This window comes from Pseudomonas sp. JL2, assembly GCF_031570495.1.
GTDB classification, from domain to species: Bacteria; Pseudomonadota; Gammaproteobacteria; order Pseudomonadales; family Pseudomonadaceae; genus Aquipseudomonas; species Aquipseudomonas rhizophila.
Genome location: NZ_JAKUDH010000002.1, coordinates 81,624 through 97,644, shown reverse-complemented (window position 1 = coordinate 97,644; position 16,021 = coordinate 81,624). Strand labels below are relative to the sequence as shown.

At 61.3% G+C, this 16,021-nt stretch carries 13 protein-coding genes; 6 read left to right on the top strand and 7 right to left on the bottom strand.

From position 1 onward, the window contains the following. Nucleotides 1-171 precede the first annotated feature (171 nt). Nucleotides 172-426, top strand: coding sequence for a hypothetical protein (locus MKS85_RS04455; RefSeq protein ID WP_047228828.1), 255 nt, complete (start codon nt 172-174; stop codon nt 424-426). Between the two features lie 27 nt (nt 427-453). Here MKS85_RS04455 and MKS85_RS04450 read toward each other — a convergent pair whose 3' ends face one another. Further along, entirely contained in the window at nt 454-1,422 is a 969-nt protein-coding gene (locus MKS85_RS04450) for a LysR family transcriptional regulator (protein WP_047228829.1), read from the bottom strand. 311 nt (nt 1,423-1,733) lie between these two features. Between MKS85_RS04450 and MKS85_RS04445 the strand changes: the two genes are divergently transcribed. The 4 genes from MKS85_RS04445 to MKS85_RS04430 are packed head-to-tail and all read left to right on the top strand — an operon-like array spanning nt 1,734 to nt 6,482. Beyond that, on the top strand, nt 1,734-3,206 hold the full coding sequence (locus MKS85_RS04445; RefSeq protein ID WP_188250934.1) for an efflux transporter outer membrane subunit: 1,473 nt from the start codon (nt 1,734-1,736) through the stop codon (nt 3,204-3,206). Between the two features lie 7 nt (nt 3,207-3,213). Further along, complete coding sequence (locus MKS85_RS04440; RefSeq protein WP_188251017.1) at nt 3,214-5,406, top strand: FUSC family protein; 2,193 nt, start codon at nt 3,214-3,216, stop codon at nt 5,404-5,406. Then, nucleotides 5,396-5,596 carry a DUF1656 domain-containing protein gene (locus tag MKS85_RS04435; protein ID WP_024617598.1) on the top strand — a complete coding sequence of 67 codons (201 nt, stop codon included), beginning with the start codon at nt 5,396-5,398 and terminating at the stop codon, nt 5,594-5,596. The genes MKS85_RS04440 and MKS85_RS04435 overlap by 11 nt, the downstream gene beginning before the upstream one ends. A 10-nt stretch (nt 5,597-5,606) precedes the next feature. Beyond that, the gene (locus MKS85_RS04430; RefSeq protein ID WP_047228832.1) at nt 5,607-6,482 is read left to right on the top strand and encodes an HlyD family secretion protein; all 876 of its coding nucleotides are present in this window, start codon (nt 5,607-5,609) and stop codon (nt 6,480-6,482) included. 118 nt (nt 6,483-6,600) lie between these two features. Here MKS85_RS04430 and MKS85_RS04425 read toward each other — a convergent pair whose 3' ends face one another. Together MKS85_RS04425 and MKS85_RS04420 are read right to left on the bottom strand one after the other, a co-directional pair. Beyond that, a complete protein-coding gene (locus MKS85_RS04425; RefSeq protein ID WP_188250933.1) occupies nt 6,601-7,425 on the bottom strand; it encodes an SDR family oxidoreductase in 825 nt (274 codons plus the stop codon). 31 nt (nt 7,426-7,456) lie between these two features. Beyond that, nucleotides 7,457-7,921: a multidrug transporter gene (locus MKS85_RS04420; RefSeq protein WP_188250932.1), complete on the bottom strand. Its 465-nt coding sequence runs from the start codon at nt 7,919-7,921 to the stop codon at nt 7,457-7,459. Nucleotides 7,922-8,094: 173 nt separating this feature from the next. Between MKS85_RS04420 and MKS85_RS04415 the strand changes: the two genes are divergently transcribed. Then, on the top strand, nt 8,095-10,812 hold the full coding sequence (locus MKS85_RS04415) for an RHS repeat domain-containing protein (protein WP_188250931.1): 2,718 nt from the start codon (nt 8,095-8,097) through the stop codon (nt 10,810-10,812). Between the two features lie 83 nt (nt 10,813-10,895). Here MKS85_RS04415 and MKS85_RS04410 read toward each other — a convergent pair whose 3' ends face one another. The 4 genes from MKS85_RS04410 to MKS85_RS04395 form a co-directional block, all read right to left on the bottom strand. Next, entirely contained in the window at nt 10,896-12,347 is a 1,452-nt protein-coding gene (locus MKS85_RS04410) for a mannose-1-phosphate guanylyltransferase/mannose-6-phosphate isomerase (RefSeq protein WP_047228836.1), read from the bottom strand. Between the two features lie 151 nt (nt 12,348-12,498). After that, nucleotides 12,499-13,167 (bottom strand): alginate O-acetyltransferase AlgF, encoded by a 669-nt coding sequence (locus MKS85_RS04405; protein WP_047228837.1) that lies wholly within the window; start codon nt 13,165-13,167, stop codon nt 12,499-12,501. 14 nt (nt 13,168-13,181) lie between these two features. Next, nucleotides 13,182-14,357, bottom strand: coding sequence for an alginate O-acetyltransferase (locus MKS85_RS04400; protein WP_107321917.1), 1,176 nt, complete (start codon nt 14,355-14,357; stop codon nt 13,182-13,184). Nucleotides 14,358-14,368: 11 nt separating this feature from the next. Then, nucleotides 14,369-15,934: an MBOAT family protein gene (locus MKS85_RS04395; RefSeq protein ID WP_047228839.1), complete on the bottom strand. Its 1,566-nt coding sequence runs from the start codon at nt 15,932-15,934 to the stop codon at nt 14,369-14,371. Nucleotides 15,935-16,021: the final 87 nt, after the last annotated feature.

Here is a 16,021-nt window from a genome sequence, read left to right as displayed (position 1 = left end):
CAGGAAGGTGACGCCTAACTGACGGGCTTGTCAGTTTTGTCCCGACTTGCTGTCAGACGAGTGAAGGGCCGATTGAATCCGCCCTGCGCGCGCTGGTATCGGGCGGGTATACTGCCGACTTTCGCGGCTCGCTCTCCGGGCCCGACTTGCACGCATTACCCGGAGCTTTACATGACTTCCCCAACACCTTCGCCCGCGGACGAACGCCCGAACGGCGAACAGGCCGACCGGCCCGACAGCGATGTTTCCAGCGGCGAGAGCGTCAACGCGATCCCGACCTTCAAGTTTCCGTTCAAGCCCGGTGAGCTGGCCGCGGCCAAAGGGGCCGGGCAGCAGCCTTGGTACAAGAACGGCGCGAAGAACGGTCATACCAAGACCCCTGGCGCCGCGCCTCCCGGCACGCGTCGCTCGATGGGCAAGCGCTGATATCACCCTTGGAGCACGGGCGCGAAATCAGTTCGCGACCCGTGCACCGGCCAGACTGCCACTCAACTCATAGGCCGTCAGTTCGGCCTGGTGCGCCGCGAGGATTTCCGGCAGCGAGCCGCGCAGGTACTCGACCCAGGTCTTGATCTTCGCATCCAGGTACTGGCGCGAAGGATAGATGGCGTAGAGGTTCAGTTCCTGGGAGCGGTAGTTGGGCATGACCCGCACCAGCGTGCCATTGCGCAAGCCCTCGATGGCGGCATACACCGGCAACACGCCCACACCCATGCCACTGGTGATCGCGGTTTTCATGGCATCGGCGGAGTTCACCAGGAACGGTGAGTTGCTGATGGTGACCATCTCTTGGCCTTCGGGGCCGTCAAATACCCATTTCTCCAGCGGAATGACCGGGCTGACCAGGCGCAGGCAGGCGTGGTTGAGCAGGTCGCCGGGTTTCTGCGGGCAGCCGCTGGCTTTCACGTAGGCAGGTGATGCGCAGACGATGCTGTAGGTGATCCCCAGGCGCTGGGAGACAAAGCCCGAGTCCGGCAATTCGCTGGCCAGTACGATGGAAACGTCGTAACCCTCGTCCAGGATGTCCGGCACACGATTGGCCAGGGTCAGGTCGAAAGTCACGTCGGGATGGGTTTTACGATAGCGGGCGATGGCATCGATCACGAAATGCTGGCCGATGCCGGTCATGGTATGGACCTTCAACTGCCCGGCAGGACGTGCGTGAGCATCGCTGGCCTCGGCTTCAGCCTCCTCGACATACGCCAGGATCTGCTCGCAACGCAGCAGATAACGTTTGCCGGCCTCGGTCAGGGCGATGCGGCGGGTGGTGCGGTTGAGCAGGCGGGTTTGCAGATGGGCTTCCAGGTTGGAAACCGCACGCGAAACGTTGGCTGTGGTGGTATCCAGTTGCACGGCGGCGGCGGTGAAACTGCCCGCTTCAGCAACACAGCTGAACGCACGCATGTTTTGCAAAGTGTCCATGGGAGGCTCTCTTGGGAGATGGCAAATTGTGACACGAAGTTACAGCGCAGCGGACCCCGACTAATGGATTATCGCAGTAACGGTAACAAAGATTCGCAGAAAGGTCGGCTTATCGCCGTTCGATGGGGTGCCTAGAATTGCGGCCAATCCTGGATCGCTGATTGCTGTGGGAGCGAGCCTGCTCGCGATGGCGGCATCACATTCCCCTCAATGTGTCTGCCTGGACGCTATCGCGAGCAGGCTCGCTCCCACAGTTGCGTCACCGGGCATTCAGCCTCTTCACGCCTCCCCATCTCAGGAATTTTGCGCAAGTGCCGCGTTGCATCAGCAGAGAGCTGAAGACTCTCAGTGTTTGGCTTTTAACGTTCACCATCAGCGGTTGCATCGGCACGGGAGGGATTGCGCCGCAAGGCCAGGCATTGTCGGCCAATCAACTGGCCACCGATGAAGCGATCCGCGAGGCTGCCCGTGATGCTCACTGGCCCACCGGCCAGTGGTGGAATGCCTATGGCGACCGGCAACTGGGTCGCTGGATCGACCTGGCCGTGCATGACAGCCCGAGCCTGGCCCTGGCCGCTGCCCGCGTGCGGCAGGCCAAGGCCATGGCCGGTGTCGTCGAGGCTGCCGAGTCGCTACAGATCAATGGTCAAGCGACCCTCAAGCGCCACAACTGGCCCACCGATCAGTTCTATGGCCCTGGCGAGTTGGCCGACACCACCACTTGGGACAATAACGCGGGCCTGGGCTTGAGCTATGCCCTGGACCTGTGGGGCCGCGAGCGCAACGCCAGTGAGCGGGCCGTCGACCTGGCTCATGTCAGCGTGGCCGAGGCGCGGCAGGCGCAGTTGGAGTTGCAGAACAACATCGTGCGCACCTATATCCAGTTCGCGTTGCACTATGCCCAGCGCGATATCGTCGTGGCGACCCTCCATCAGCAGGAGCAGATTCTCGAACTGGCGCAAAAGCGTCTGGACGGCGGCATCGGCACCCATTTCGAAGTCAGCCAGGCCCAGGCGCCATTGCCTGAGACCCATCGGCAACTCGACGCCCTCGACGAAGCCATTGCCTTGAGCCGCAATCAACTGGCGGCGCTGGCGGGCAAAGGGCCAGGAGACGGGGCGCGGCTGCAGCGCCCGACCCTGGCCCTCGGTGCGCCCTTGAAGTTGCCGTCGGCCTTGCCCGCCGAATTGCTCGGCCAGCGTCCGGACGTGGTGGCCGGGCGTTGGCAAGTGGCCGCTCAGGCGCGGGGTATCGATGTCGCGCGTGCCGGGTTTTATCCCAATGTCGACCTGGTGGGCAGTATCGGCTACATGGCGACCGGTGGCGGGGCGCTGGAGTTCTTGACCGGCAAGAAGCTCAACTACAGCGTCGGACCGGCCATCACACTGCCGATTTTCGACGGTGGGCGCCTGCGCTCACAGTTGGGGGAGGCGGCGGCCGGTTATGACATCGCCGTGGCCCACTACAACCAGACGCTGGTCGATGCACTCAAGAGCATTTCCGATCAGTTGATCCGCCGTGAGTCCATGGACAAACAACACGTCTTCGCTGCTGAGTCGGTGGCCGCCGCGCAACGCACCTACGACATCGCGATGGTTGCGTTCCAGCGCGGGCTCACTGACTACCTCAACGTGCTCAACGCCCAAAGCCTGTTGTTCAAGCAGCAACAGGTGCAGCAGCAAGTGGAGGCGGCGCGCCTGACGGCCCACGCCGACCTGGTGACGGCGTTGGGCGGTGGCCTGGACGCCGGCAAGGACCTCCCTGACTTGAGCCATGTTGAGTAGTTCTATTGTGATGTCTTTATTCGCTCCTGCCCGCTGGCTGTACCGCCTCGAATGGCGCCGTGGTTTCTTCGACTGGGCTCGCAGCGACGGTGTGACGTGGGTCTACATTTTCAAAGTGCTGCTCGCCGCCTTCCTGACATTGTGGCTGGCGATGCGTCTGGAGCTGCCGCAACCGCGCACGGCCATGATCACGGTGTTTATCGTCATGCAGCCCCAGAGCGGGCAGGTGTTCGCCAAGAGTTTCTATCGCTTGCTCGGCACGCTGGCCGGCTCGGCGGTGATGGTGGCGCTGATTGCCTTGTTCGCCCAGAACACCGAACTGTTTCTGGGCAGCCTGGCGATCTGGGTCGGTGTCTGTTCCGCGGGCGCGGCGCGTTATCGCAACTTCAGGGCCTATGGTTTTGTGCTGGCAGGCTACACCGCGGCGATGATCGGTCTGCCGGCCCTGGCTCATCCGGAAGGCGCGTTCATGGCGGCGGTCTGGCGTGTGCTGGAAATTTCCCTGGGGATTCTCTGCGCGACCCTGATCAGCGCCGCGATCTTGCCGCAAACCGCCAGCGCCGCCATGCGCAACGCCCTGTACCAACGCTTTGGAGTGTTCGCCCTGTTTGTCACGGATGGCTTGCGTGGACGCAGCAAACGCGAGGCATTCGAGGCGCGTAACGTCGGCTTCATTGCCGAAGCCGTGGGCCTGGAAAGCCTGCGCAGCGTGACGGTGTTCGAAGACCCGCACATGCGTCGGCGCAACGGTCGGCTCAGCCGCTTGAACAGCGAGTTCATGGGCATCACCACCCGATTCAACGCCTTGCACCAGTTGCTCGAACGTCTACGTAGCCGTCGAGATGAACGGGTGGTGAATGCCATTAAACCGGGTTTGCAAACGTTGGCCGAGTTGCTGGACGGTTTTAGCGCCCGCGCCTTGACCGATAAAGACGCCGCGCGCCTGGCGGCGGAGCTGGCAACCTATAAAGCCGATTTGCCGGCACAGGTCCGCAGGCTGCGTGGGGTGTTCGAAGAAACAGATCCGAGCGAGGCAGAACGGCTGGATTTCCACACCGCCTATGAGCTGCTGTATCGCTTCGTCGATGACTTGCACGGGTACGCCCAGACCCATGCATCGCTGGCTGATCATCGCCACGAACGCGAGCAATGGGACCAACCTTTCATGCCGCAGACCAACGGTCTGGCGGCTGCGGCGTCGGGGTTTCGGGCAGCGTTCATCCTGCTGGTGCTGGGCAGCTATTGGGTCGCCACGGCCTGGCCGAGCGGTGCGACCATGACGATGATTGCCGCCGCCACGGTGGGCTTGTCGGCCGCCACGCCCAACCCCAAACGCATGGCGTTCCAGATGGCGTGTGGCACGCTGCTCGGGGCCTTGATCGGTTTCGTCGAGATGTTTTTCATCTTCCCGCTGATCGATGGCTTCCCCTTGCTCTGCGTGATGTTGGCGCCGGTGATCATGTTGGGCTCATTCCTCAGCTCGCGACCGCAGTACGCCGGGGTCGGGTTGGGGTTGTTGATCTTCTTCTGCACAGGCTCGGTGCCCGACAACCTGACGGTCTACAACCCCTACACCTTCATCAACGATTACCTCGCGATGATCCTTGGCATGCTGGTATGTGCCGCTGCCGGGGCAATCATTCTGCCGCCCAACAGTCGCTGGTTGTGGCGCCGGCTCGAACAAGACCTGCGCGAGCAGGTGGTGTTTGCCATCAGCGGCCGGCTCAAGGGCCTGGCCTCGGGCTTTGAAAGTCGCACCCGGGACTTGCTGCATCAGGCTTATGGGCTGGCGGCGGGGCAACCTGGGGTGCAGCGGGATCTGTTGCGCTGGATGTTTGTGGTCCTGGAAGTCGGCCACGCGATTATCGAATTGCGCAAGGAACAGGCGATCTTGCCCGTGCATCCGGCCTATGCCCCAAGCCAGCCCTGGCGCCAGGCGATCCGCGTGATGGGGCGGGCGTTGGTGCGGCTGTTTCGTCAGCCCGGCCAGAGCAATCTGGAGCGCGCCCTGCTGGCGGTCGACCATGCCATCAGCCGCGTACAGGCCAGTGACGAACCCTTCGCCCCGCACTTCGACACCTCGGCCCTGCGCCGGGTGAAAAGCTACCTGCATTTCATCCGCACCTCGCTGTTGGACCCGCAATCGCCATTGGCGGCCTACGCCATGCCGCTGCCCCAGGAACCCGAACATGCCTCGTGAAATCGCCTTCCATGGCGTGTACATGCCCACCATGACCCTGATGTTTTTCATCGCCGCCGCCCTGGCCTGGGCCCTGGATCGTTTTCTGTCGGGGTTGGACCTGTACCGCTTCTTCTGGCACCCGGCGCTGCTGCGCCTGAGTCTGTTTACCTGCCTGTTTGGCGCGCTGGCGCTGACGGTCTACCGTTGAGATCAATGCGATGAAAAAGTTTTTCAGCCTGCTTGCGACGCTGTTGGTGCTGGCCCTTGCCCTGTGGATCGGCCGGGTGTTGTGGGTGCACTACATGAACACTCCGTGGACCCGTGATGGTCGGGTACGCGCCGACATCATCAACGTCGCCGCCGACGTCAGTGGCGAGGTGGTTGAGGTACCGGTGCGTGATAACCAGTTGGTAAAAAAGGGCGACCTGCTGATGCGCATCGACCCCGAGCATTACCGCATTGCGGTGAAACAGGCTCGCTCTTTGGTGGCCTCGCGCAAGGCGACCTGGGAAATGCGCAAGGTCAACGCGCATCGGCGTGCCGACCTGGACAGCCTGGTGATCTCCCGGGAAAACCGTGACGACGCCAGTAACATTGCCGACTCGGCCCTGGCCGATTACCAGCACGCCCAGGCGCAACTGGAGGCCGCCGAACTGAATCTCGCCCGTACCCAGGTCCGCGCGGCGGTGGACGGTTATGTCACCAACCTCAACGTGCATCGGGGCGACTATGCGCGCATCGGCGAGGCGAAAATGGCCGTGGTGGACATGAATTCGTTCTGGGTCTACGGCTTCTTCGAAGAAACCAAGCTGCCCAAGGTGCGGGTCGGTGATTCGGCGCAGTTGCAGTTGATGAGCGGCGAGGTGCTCAAGGGGCATGTGGAAAGCATCTCGCGGGGCATCTACGACCGTGACAACCCCGCAAGCCGCGAGTTGATCGCCGATGTGAACCCGACCTTCAACTGGGTTCGCCTGGCGCAGCGGGTGCCGGTGCGGATCCATATCGACGAAGTGCCGGACGGCGTGCTGCTGGCGGCGGGGATGACCTGTACGGTGGTGGTCGATCCCAAACCGAGCGCTGACGCCCACGGATAATTGTGGGCGCGAGCCTGCTCGCGATAGCGGTGTTTCAGTGGGCAAGGAGGTTGGTTGTGCCGTCGCTATCGCGAGCCTGCTCGCTCCCACAGGGTTTCATGCGTGTTTACCCTGTGTTTTACAGCGACCCACCCAACCCGAACCGCTTCATCAAGCCTTTTTCCAGCAACCCCTTGGGCAGCAAACCGGCCATCAACGGCAACGCCCGGCTGCCATTGCCCAAGCGCAGCAGGCGCGGGGGCCTGGGTTGCTGCACGGCCTTGAGCAGTCCTGCGGCAAAATCGCTGGCCGGGGTCGGGTTGTCCTGGGACGCCTTGGCGCGGCTGCGGATGCCGTCGCGCAGAGGCCACCAGGGTGACTGTTCGCTGATCAGTTGCTCGGCTTCATGGCCGGCATTTTTGGCGAAGCTGGAGGCGATGGCGCCGGGCTGGACTTCCATTACGCGGATGCCGAACGGTGCCAGTTCCATGCGCAGCGCATCGCTCAAGGCATGCACCGCCGTCTTCGAGGCGCAATAGGCGCCGGCAAATGGCGTCACCAGCACGCCGGAAACGCTGCCGATGTTCACCACCAATCCCTTGGCCCGGCGCAGCACCGGGAATAGTGCGCGGGTCACTCCGACGACCGCGAACACGTTGGTTTCGAACTGGCGCTGCATGGCCGGCACACCACCGTCCAACAATGGACCCATGGCGCCGTAACCGGCATTGTTGATCAGCACATCGAGACCGCCGTGTTGTTGGTTGATGCGTTCGCTCAACTGTTCCAAGGTCTGGCCATCATTGACGTCCAGTTGTACGGCGGTAAACCCGGCAGCACTGAGCAGCGCCACGTCCTCATCCTTGCGTGCACTGGCCCATACTTGATAGCCGGCGGCCTTGAAGGCATCGGCGAGGGCGCGGCCGATGCCGCTGGAACATCCGGTAATCAACGCAACGGGCATAGCCATTCCTTATGCAAACAGTGAGAGGGGATCAGTTGGAGAAGCTGCCTTGCAATCGTTCGGCGCGAAACTCCAGGGTTTGTGGGCGGTAGCCGGGACGCAGTGGCGGCAGGGGCAGGCAATCCTGCCAGTCCGCGCCGGGCTGCAACTCGCCTGGGCCTCTGTAACGAGGTGCGGTGTACTGATTGTCGGCCAGGTTGATGGTGTCGCCGGGTGCATAAGCCGCGATCCGCCAGCGCAGTTCGATCAGCGGTACATCGTTGCCATTGGTCATGTTCAGCAACAGCGGACGGTCGGCCGGGCAGCGTTCGGGGGCGTAGGTGACGCGCAGATCCAGGCGCGCCAGTTGCCGGGTTTCGCGGCTGTCCTCCCAGACTACCCATGCGGCCACCAGCCCCAGTCCGAGGAACGCTGCCAAGGACACCGGCAGCGCCTTGGCCGGGTAGCGCAGCAGCAGGATGAGCCAGGTGATGACCAGCAAGACGCCGATAAGCATGGTTGAAGCCTCCGTTACCGTCACACCATCCTACCGGAGGGGGCGGGCCGTGGGTATTCATCCGTCTCGGGCCGTCGGTCGCCGCTGTCATATCTGACAGTAGGCAAGGGTTGTCTGCCCTTGTTAGATGCCGTTTACGACGCAGCGGTGCTACGACCAAGAGGTCTGATTAGATGGGCATGGATCAGAGAACCCCGAGGCTGATGGCCTTTGACCCAAGGAATTTACCGGTTCGTTCGGTCGACTATTGGCGCAACATCGAGAACGGGCCCACGCAAGAGCGCGTCACTCGCAGCCTTTTCGATGCCGCCGGTCGTTTGGCAAAACAGTGGGATCCTCGATTGTGGCGCTTGCAACCAGACGATCAGTCGGCGCCGGCCAACCTTACGACGGTTTATTCGCTGTCCGCTGCCGCGCTGCGTACCGATAGCGTCGATGCGGGCAGGCAGATCGATCTGCCTGGGCTCGCCGGCGAGGGTTTGCGGGCGTGGGACGGTCGGGGCACGCATCGCGAGGTGGGCTACGACGACCTGCTCCGTCCCGTGGTGGTGCTCGAACAAGGCGCCGGGCAACTGCGTCGGTGCATGGAGCGGTTGAAGTACGGTTCCCCGGGCCGGGGCGATCGCGACCATAACCAGTACGGGCAGTTGATCCGCCACGATGACCCGGCGGGTAGCGTGCTGCTGGAGTCGTTTTCCCTCACCGCGCAAAACCTTGTCCAGAACCGTCGCTTCATCCTTGATGCCGTCACTCCCGACTGGCCGGAGCCGGAAGCCGAGCGCGAAACACTGCTCGAGCCCGGCGAGGGAGCCCGGTCAACCTGGTGCCTTGGCCCCCAGGGCGACGTGCTGGAGCAAATGGATGCCCTGGGCCATCGACAACGCAAGAGACTGACCCGCGATGGCCGGTTGCATGAAAATCACTTGTTATTAAACGGGCAGGACACATGGCAGCCGCTGGTCAGGGATATCCGTTACAGCGCCGAGGGGCAAATAGAGCAAGAAACGGCCGGTAACGGCGTGCAGACCACACTTAGCTACAGTCCCGATGATGGCCGGCTGATGGAACGCCACGCCAGGTGCGCTGATCAGGTGCTGCAAGACCTGTTCTACACCTATGACCCCATGGGTAACGTGCTGAGTATCGAGGACAAGGCCCTGCCGGTGCGCTACTTCGCCAATCAGCGTATCAACCCGATCAGTCGTTTTATCTACGACAGTCTCTACCAATTGCTTGAAGCCAGCGGCTGGGAGGCGGGCGCTGCCAATCAGGGACCGGAGTCCGTTGGTCGCGTCGACCCGGCGGCGGTGAGCAACTACCGGCAGACCTATCGCTACGACGAAAGCGGCAACCTGCTGGAGCTGACCCATGTCGGCGCTCAGAATCATGGCCGCCAGTTGCAAGCGGCCCGCTACAGCAATCGTTGTTTGCCGTACCGCAACGGCGTGCCCCCAACGGAAGATGAAATCTGCGCCGCGTTCGATGCGCGGGGCAATTGTCTGGAACAGGACGGGGGGCGTTTCCTGGCTTGGGATCTGCGCAACCAGTTGAGTTCGGTCACCCCCATCGAACGCGCCTCAAGGCTTAACGACGGTGAGATTTATGTTTACGACGGCAGCGGTCTGCGCGTTCGCAAATTGCGCACTCTGCAAGCCGGTGCCCGGACGTTGACCGCCGAGGTGCGTTATTTGCCTGGGCTGGAACTGCGTGCCGACAGCGGCACCGGGGAGTCTCTCCAGGTCATCATCGTCCAGGGTGGGCTCAACAGTGTGCGGGTATTGCATTGGGAAAGCCCATCACCTGCGGGGGCCAATGACCTCTATCGATACAGTTTTACCGACTACTTGGGTTCGACCAGCCTGGAGCTTGCCCAGGACGGGCGAATCATCAGCCGCGAGCACTTCTATCCTTTTGGCGAGACCGCGTACCTGGCCGGGGAAGATGTGATCGAGGTCAGTTACAAGACGGTTCGTTACTCGGGCAAGGAGCGGGATGCGACAGGGTTCTATTACTACGGCTATCGCTACTACATGCCCGGTCTGCAGCGCTGGCTGAATCCGGACCCTGCGGGAGATATCGATGGGCTGAATCTGTACGCGATGGTGAGCAATAACCCGCTGACTTTTCGGGACGCCGACGGGCTCAACAAGACTGGCAAGTACGAAATAGAAGTGGGCGTAAAAAACCGACTGAAGCTCACAGCGGCAGCGCTTACGAGCAGGGTTGGCGTGTTCAAGGAAGCCACAGGAAAGTTCAGCGATGTGAATGACTTCAAAGTGGTGGAGGTCGGTGCATTCAATGACTATCTGGTGGGAGGGGATGAGGTCAAACAGAATCTACAACGCTACAAGCAACGCTATAAAGCCCTCTCCAGCGAAACATCGAGTTCGAAGGTAGTTGGGCAACCTTCAAACTTCGGTCTGGGGGCAAGCATTTCCAGTTACATGTTGCGCAGTGCCAATGATGTATTCGTGGACGAGCCGATCGATCCGGACGCGTTGAACAGGCACCCTGATTTCGTCGTTGAGCGGCGCTTTTTCGCGGTCATGAAAAAATCCGACAAGTTGAAACCACCTGAAGAGCGACAGATTTATGGTCTGGCCGAATTGAACGCGTTTACAACGAAGGGAAAAACCGAAGTGGATGTTGTGCAAGTGGTCGTCCACCCTGAAACCCAGGATGGCGGGACCTTGAAGAAAGAGGCGTTGGCGCAGGCCACTTCAGTGGCGCGACTGCCGATCCTGAAGGGGGTGGGTACATTCTTGACGGTGCATGCAATCAAGGCCATTTCGAAGGGCGCGGACATCAGAAAAATCAGAACGGACGCGGTCAATCCGCGCTCGGCCAGGATTGCCGAAAAGTTTGATGCCAAGCGAGTGGTCAATCAATAAAAAAGCCCCCACCCAACCCACTGCGGATAGGGGACGCAGTGGGCTGGACGGGGGCTTCTTGTTCTGCTGATCGTTGCTGATCGTTATTGAGCGATGGTTTTCACCGACACGCCGCGTTCGACCGGGGTGGAGCGACCGTAGATGTCTTCGAAGCGTTCGATATCGTCTTCGCCCAGGTAGCTGCCGGACTGCACTTCGATGATTTCCAGCGGGATCTTGCCCGGGTTGCGCAGGCGATGAACCGAGGCGATCGGGATGTAGGTCGACTGGTTTTCGCAGAGCAGGAACACGTTCTCGTCGCAGGTCACTTCAGCGGTGCCGCTGACCACGATCCAGTGTTCGGCGCGGTGGTGGTGCATCTGCAGCGACAGGCATGCGCCCGGCTTGACCGAGATGTGCTTGACCTGGAAACGACCGCCCATGTCCACCGAGTCATAGGAACCCCATGGACGATAGACCTCGCAGTGGTTCTGGGTTTCGGTGCGGCCCTGGGCGTTGAGGGTGTTGACCATTTGCTTGACGCCTTGGACCTTGTCCTTGTGGGCGATCATCATGGCGTCCTTGGTTTCGACCACCACGATGTTGTCCAGGCCGATCACCGACACCAGCTTGCCATTGCCGTGGATCATGCAGTTGCGGCTGTCCTGGACGACGACGTCGCCCTTGGTGACGTTGCCGTTGGCATCCTTGGCGTTGACTTCCCACAGCGACGACCAGCAGCCGACATCGCTCCAGCCGGCCGACAGTGGCACCACGCAGGCGCGCTGGGTCTTTTCCATCACCGCGTAGTCGATGGAGTTGTCCGGGCAGCAGGCGAAAGTGGCTTCGTCAAAGGTGATGGTATCGGCCGTCTGTTCGCTGCGCTCCAGGGTCAGCAGGCAGGTGTCGTAGATGTCCGGATCGTGTTTTTTCAGCTCTTCGAGGAAACGGCTGGCGCGGAACAGGAACATGCCGCTGTTCCAGAAGTAACCACCGGCTTCGACGAACTCGGTGGCGCGCTTGACGTCGGGTTTTTCGACGAAGTGCGAAACGCGGCTCACCCCTTCAGGCAGCAGGGCATCGTTGGTCGACTTGATGTAGCCATAACCGGTTTCCGGTTTGGTGGCCGGTACGCCGAACAGCACCATTTCGCCACGCTCGGCGGCCACGGTGGCCAGGGCCAACGCACGTTGCAGGGCTTTCTGGTCTTCCAGCACGTGGTCGGCTGGCAGGACCAGCATCAGCTCGTCGCGGCCTTCATTGACCAGCATCATCGCCGTCAGGGCCACGGCCGGCGCGGTGTTGCGCCCGAACGGTTCCATCAGGATGCGCTGGGCTTCCAGCTTGCGGTTGGTCAACTGCTCGTTGACGATGAACCGGTGGTCTTTGTTGCAGACCACGATCGGGGTGTCCATGCCTTCGAACACCAGGCGCTCGAGGGTCTGCTGGAACAGGGTATGTTCGCCGGTCAGGGCCAGGAACTGTTTAGGGAATTGCTTGCGCGAAAGCGGCCAAAGACGTGAGCCGCTACCACCTGACAAGATCACCGGAATCATGTTTGTTACTCCTACAAATCGAAATGGTTTTTAGAGCTACTGCGTTCTGTCGTTTCACTCTCTTGTTGTTGTTCCTGCGGCAGTGGCAAGCCTTGAGCTTCAAGCTGCAAGCAAAAGCTTGCCGCTTGAAGCTGGAAACTTGCCGCTGCTCTTATCGGGTCGACACCGGGCGTTTTACCCACACTGGCGACAGGCTGCTGCCGGAGCCGGTGACGTACAGCACGGCCGCTTCGCCGCGTTCCAGGGCCACGGGCTTGAGGTCGCCGACTTTCTTGTCGCCGTCGAACAGCGCCAGGCTCACTTTCACCGGGTTGATTTCACGCTCGCCACGGCTCTTGGCCGCTACGGTCTTGACCACTTCGGTCTTGCCGTCGGCGGTCTTGAGGGTCAGCGGCTTGTCGCTAAGGTTCTGCACGCGAACCAGGGATTTCTGCTTGTTCTTGAATGGCGGTTCTTCGATCAACTGAGGCTGGCCGCTGGCGTTGTTGACCAGGGTGTAATAGTGATCGGGAGCCAGTTTTACCGGGACGGTCTGGCTGCCGACCTTGGCACTGTAGTCGCCGCCAGGCATGAAGCTGAAGTCGGTGCTGGCCAGTGGTGCTACGTCGCTCAGGTTGGTGCTGCCAACGGTGGCGCTGACTTCGGCGTTGCTGGCGTTGTATATCCGCACGAAGCTCGACCCTTTTGGCGCAACCGGGCCATACAGGGCCGAGTCACCTCCGGCAAAGGCGGACAGTGAAAGGGCGCTCATGCTGGCAACCAGGGCAACGGCCTTGAGGGAGCGAGCGGCGAGACGGCGAGGAGTTGTAGTGAAAGTCATGGTGGACCTCTCTTTCAGTTTTGCGCCCGGTCGGGCGTCTCGGATGGGGTGTTGGCGGCTACGTTCTGTTGGCGTGCGCCGGCTTGCTTGAGTTCTGCGACCCACTGCGGGTCGGCGTCACCGATTTCGTTGTTCACAGGCAGATAACGTTCAGGAAACTCCCAGATCAGTACCTGGGGCGGGCTGTTCTTGAAGGCGTCGCTCTTGAGGTAGCTGAGCATCGGCAGAATCGGGCCATGGCCGTCTTCGGCGTAGTTCACGACGTCGCTGTTCAGGGCCTGCTTGAGGGCGCCGACGAAGTTCCAGGTGGGGTTGGCGCTGTAGCTGGTGCCGATCAGCGCCACCGGCACTTGGGCATCGGCAAACAGCGCGTCGCCTTCGGCCGGCTGATCGTCGGCTTCACGGGTGGTGCGCTTGACCAGCGGCTCCTGGGCTGGCATCAGGTTTTCGAACAGCGGGTCCAGAGGCAGGAACTGACGCAGGTCGCCCTTGTGGATGATTTTTTCCGCTGGCGTTGTCACGAAACGTTGTGGCTCGCCGTTGAGTGGGGTGCGCTCGGCAATCGTCTTCGCCAGCATCTCGGCGGCGACCTGCGCGCCTTCGGGAGTCCAGTGGGTGTCGGTGCGCAGGAACACTTGTTGGCCGTTTTGCTTGGCCTGTTGCATCGGGCCGAGCAGGTCAGGGGCCAGGATCTTGTCTGCCGCCACACGGGCATGGAAATCCTGATAGAGGTTGGCGTGAATGCTGGACGGCTTCACTTCACCCAAGTGTTCCGGGTAGAGGCGCGCCTTGGCTGGCACGATCGCCATCACCAGGGTAATGCCCTGTTCCTTGAGCTTCTGGCGCACGCCTTCGACCAGCGCGTAGTTGCCTTGCAGGTTTTGCTCTTCGTTGACGATCGGATTGAACTCTTCGTCGCTGTACAGCCACTGATCGCGACCCAGGACCACGCCTTTGCGGCCCTCGTTGAACAGCTTGTAGTCCAGTGCCGCCCAGATGTTGGTGCCCAGGCGCTTGATCGGGAACTCGTCGTCGTAGTGCGTCTCGACGGCTTTGCTCCAACGACCGTTGAGCACGGTCGCATCAGGGTTGGTGCTGAAGCCGAAGAAGCTGCGCACCGACCACAGGCCCAGGACCGTCAAGGTCAGCAGGAACAGTGCGATGTAGAAGATGCGTAATGAGCGGGTCATGTTCAGATCCCTCAGAACTGGAAGTAAAGGAACGGCGAGAAGCTTTGCGCCGAGAGTTTGAGAATCGAGGCGATGAACAGCACCAGCACCAGCGTGCGCATCACGTAGCGCGGCCAGTCAGCGACCCAGTACGCCGGTTGCACCTGGGCTTCGACGCCCACGGTGTAGCCCGGTTGATGAATGCTCGACGGGTTGTCGCCCGGTACAGCCTTGATCAGTCCAGGTTGTGCAGTGGCCGGGCCATCGGCCTCGGTGTTCACTTCAGGCTTGGTCTTGACCGGTGGACGATTGGTGTAGAGATCGCGCAGGCCAAAGAAGGCGAGGGTGGCGTAGGCCACCGCCAGCGTGGCGATTTGCAGGCCGGTGAGGTTGGCACGGGTCAGTTCCGACAGCGACAAGTCACCGAAGCTGAACATGGCGCCATACATGCGGCCGGCCACGTGCAGGTTCTCGGCACGGAAGATCACCCAGCCCATCACCACCAGCAGGAACGTCAGTGCCCAACGGATCGGGTTGATGCTGCGTGGCGTGGTGTTGATACCCACCGCTTTTTCGATGGCCAGCCACATACCGTGCCAGGCACCCCAGATCACGTAGGTGATGTTCGCGCCGTGCCACAGACCACCGAGCAGCATGGTCAGGAACAGGTTGCGATAGGTCATCAGCGTGCCTTTGCGATTGCCGCCCAGGGTGATGTAGAGGTAATCGCGCAGCCAGGTCGACAGGCTGATGTGCCAGCGCCGCCAGAACTCGGTAATCGACTGGCTGATGTAGGGCTGCTTGAAGTTCTCCATGAAACGGAAGCCCATCATCAAGCCCAGGCCGATGGCCATGTCGCTGTAGCCGGAGAAGTCGAAGTACAGTTGCGCGGTGTAGGCCAGGGCGCCGAGCCAGGCATCGCCCGTGGTCGGGTTCTCCAGGGCAAAGCAATGATCGGCCACCACCGCCAGGGTGTCGGCGATGAACACCTTCTTGATGAAGCCCTGCATGAAGCGCGTGCAGCCTTCGGAGAACTTGTCCAGGGTGTGGGTGCGGTTGTTGAACTGATCGGCCAGGTCGCGGAAACGCAACACGGGGCCGGCGATCAGGTGCGGGAAGATCGCCACGAACGCTGCGAAGTCGATCAGGTTGTGAGTTGCCGGGGTATCACCGCGATACACGTCGATGATGTAGCTGATGGACTCGAAGATGTAGAACGAGATCCCGATCGGCAACAACACGTGGGTCAGGATGAACGGATTGAGACCGAAGCCGGTAATGATCGCGTTGAGGCTGTCCACACCGAAGTTGGCGTACTTGAAGTAGCCCAGGATGCACAGATCCACACCCACGCCGAGCAACAGCCAGCGCTGGGCCGGTTTGGTGCGCACGCCGGCGGCGCCGACTTTCAGGCCGATCCAGTAGTTCCACAGGGTGACGCCGGCGAACAGCGCAAGGAAGTCCACGCGCCACCAGGCATAGAACACATAGCTGGCCAGCAATAACAGCAGGTTGCGATAGCGTTGCCCGCTCAAGTAGTACAAGCCGAGAAAGATCGGCAAGAACAGGAACAGGAACACATTGGATGAAAATACCATCCCGATCTCTCCATGTTGAATCAACAGTCAAGGGCCAGAGCCCCCCCAAACCCCCCCATGAAAACCGGGAGGTTTTATTACATTTCA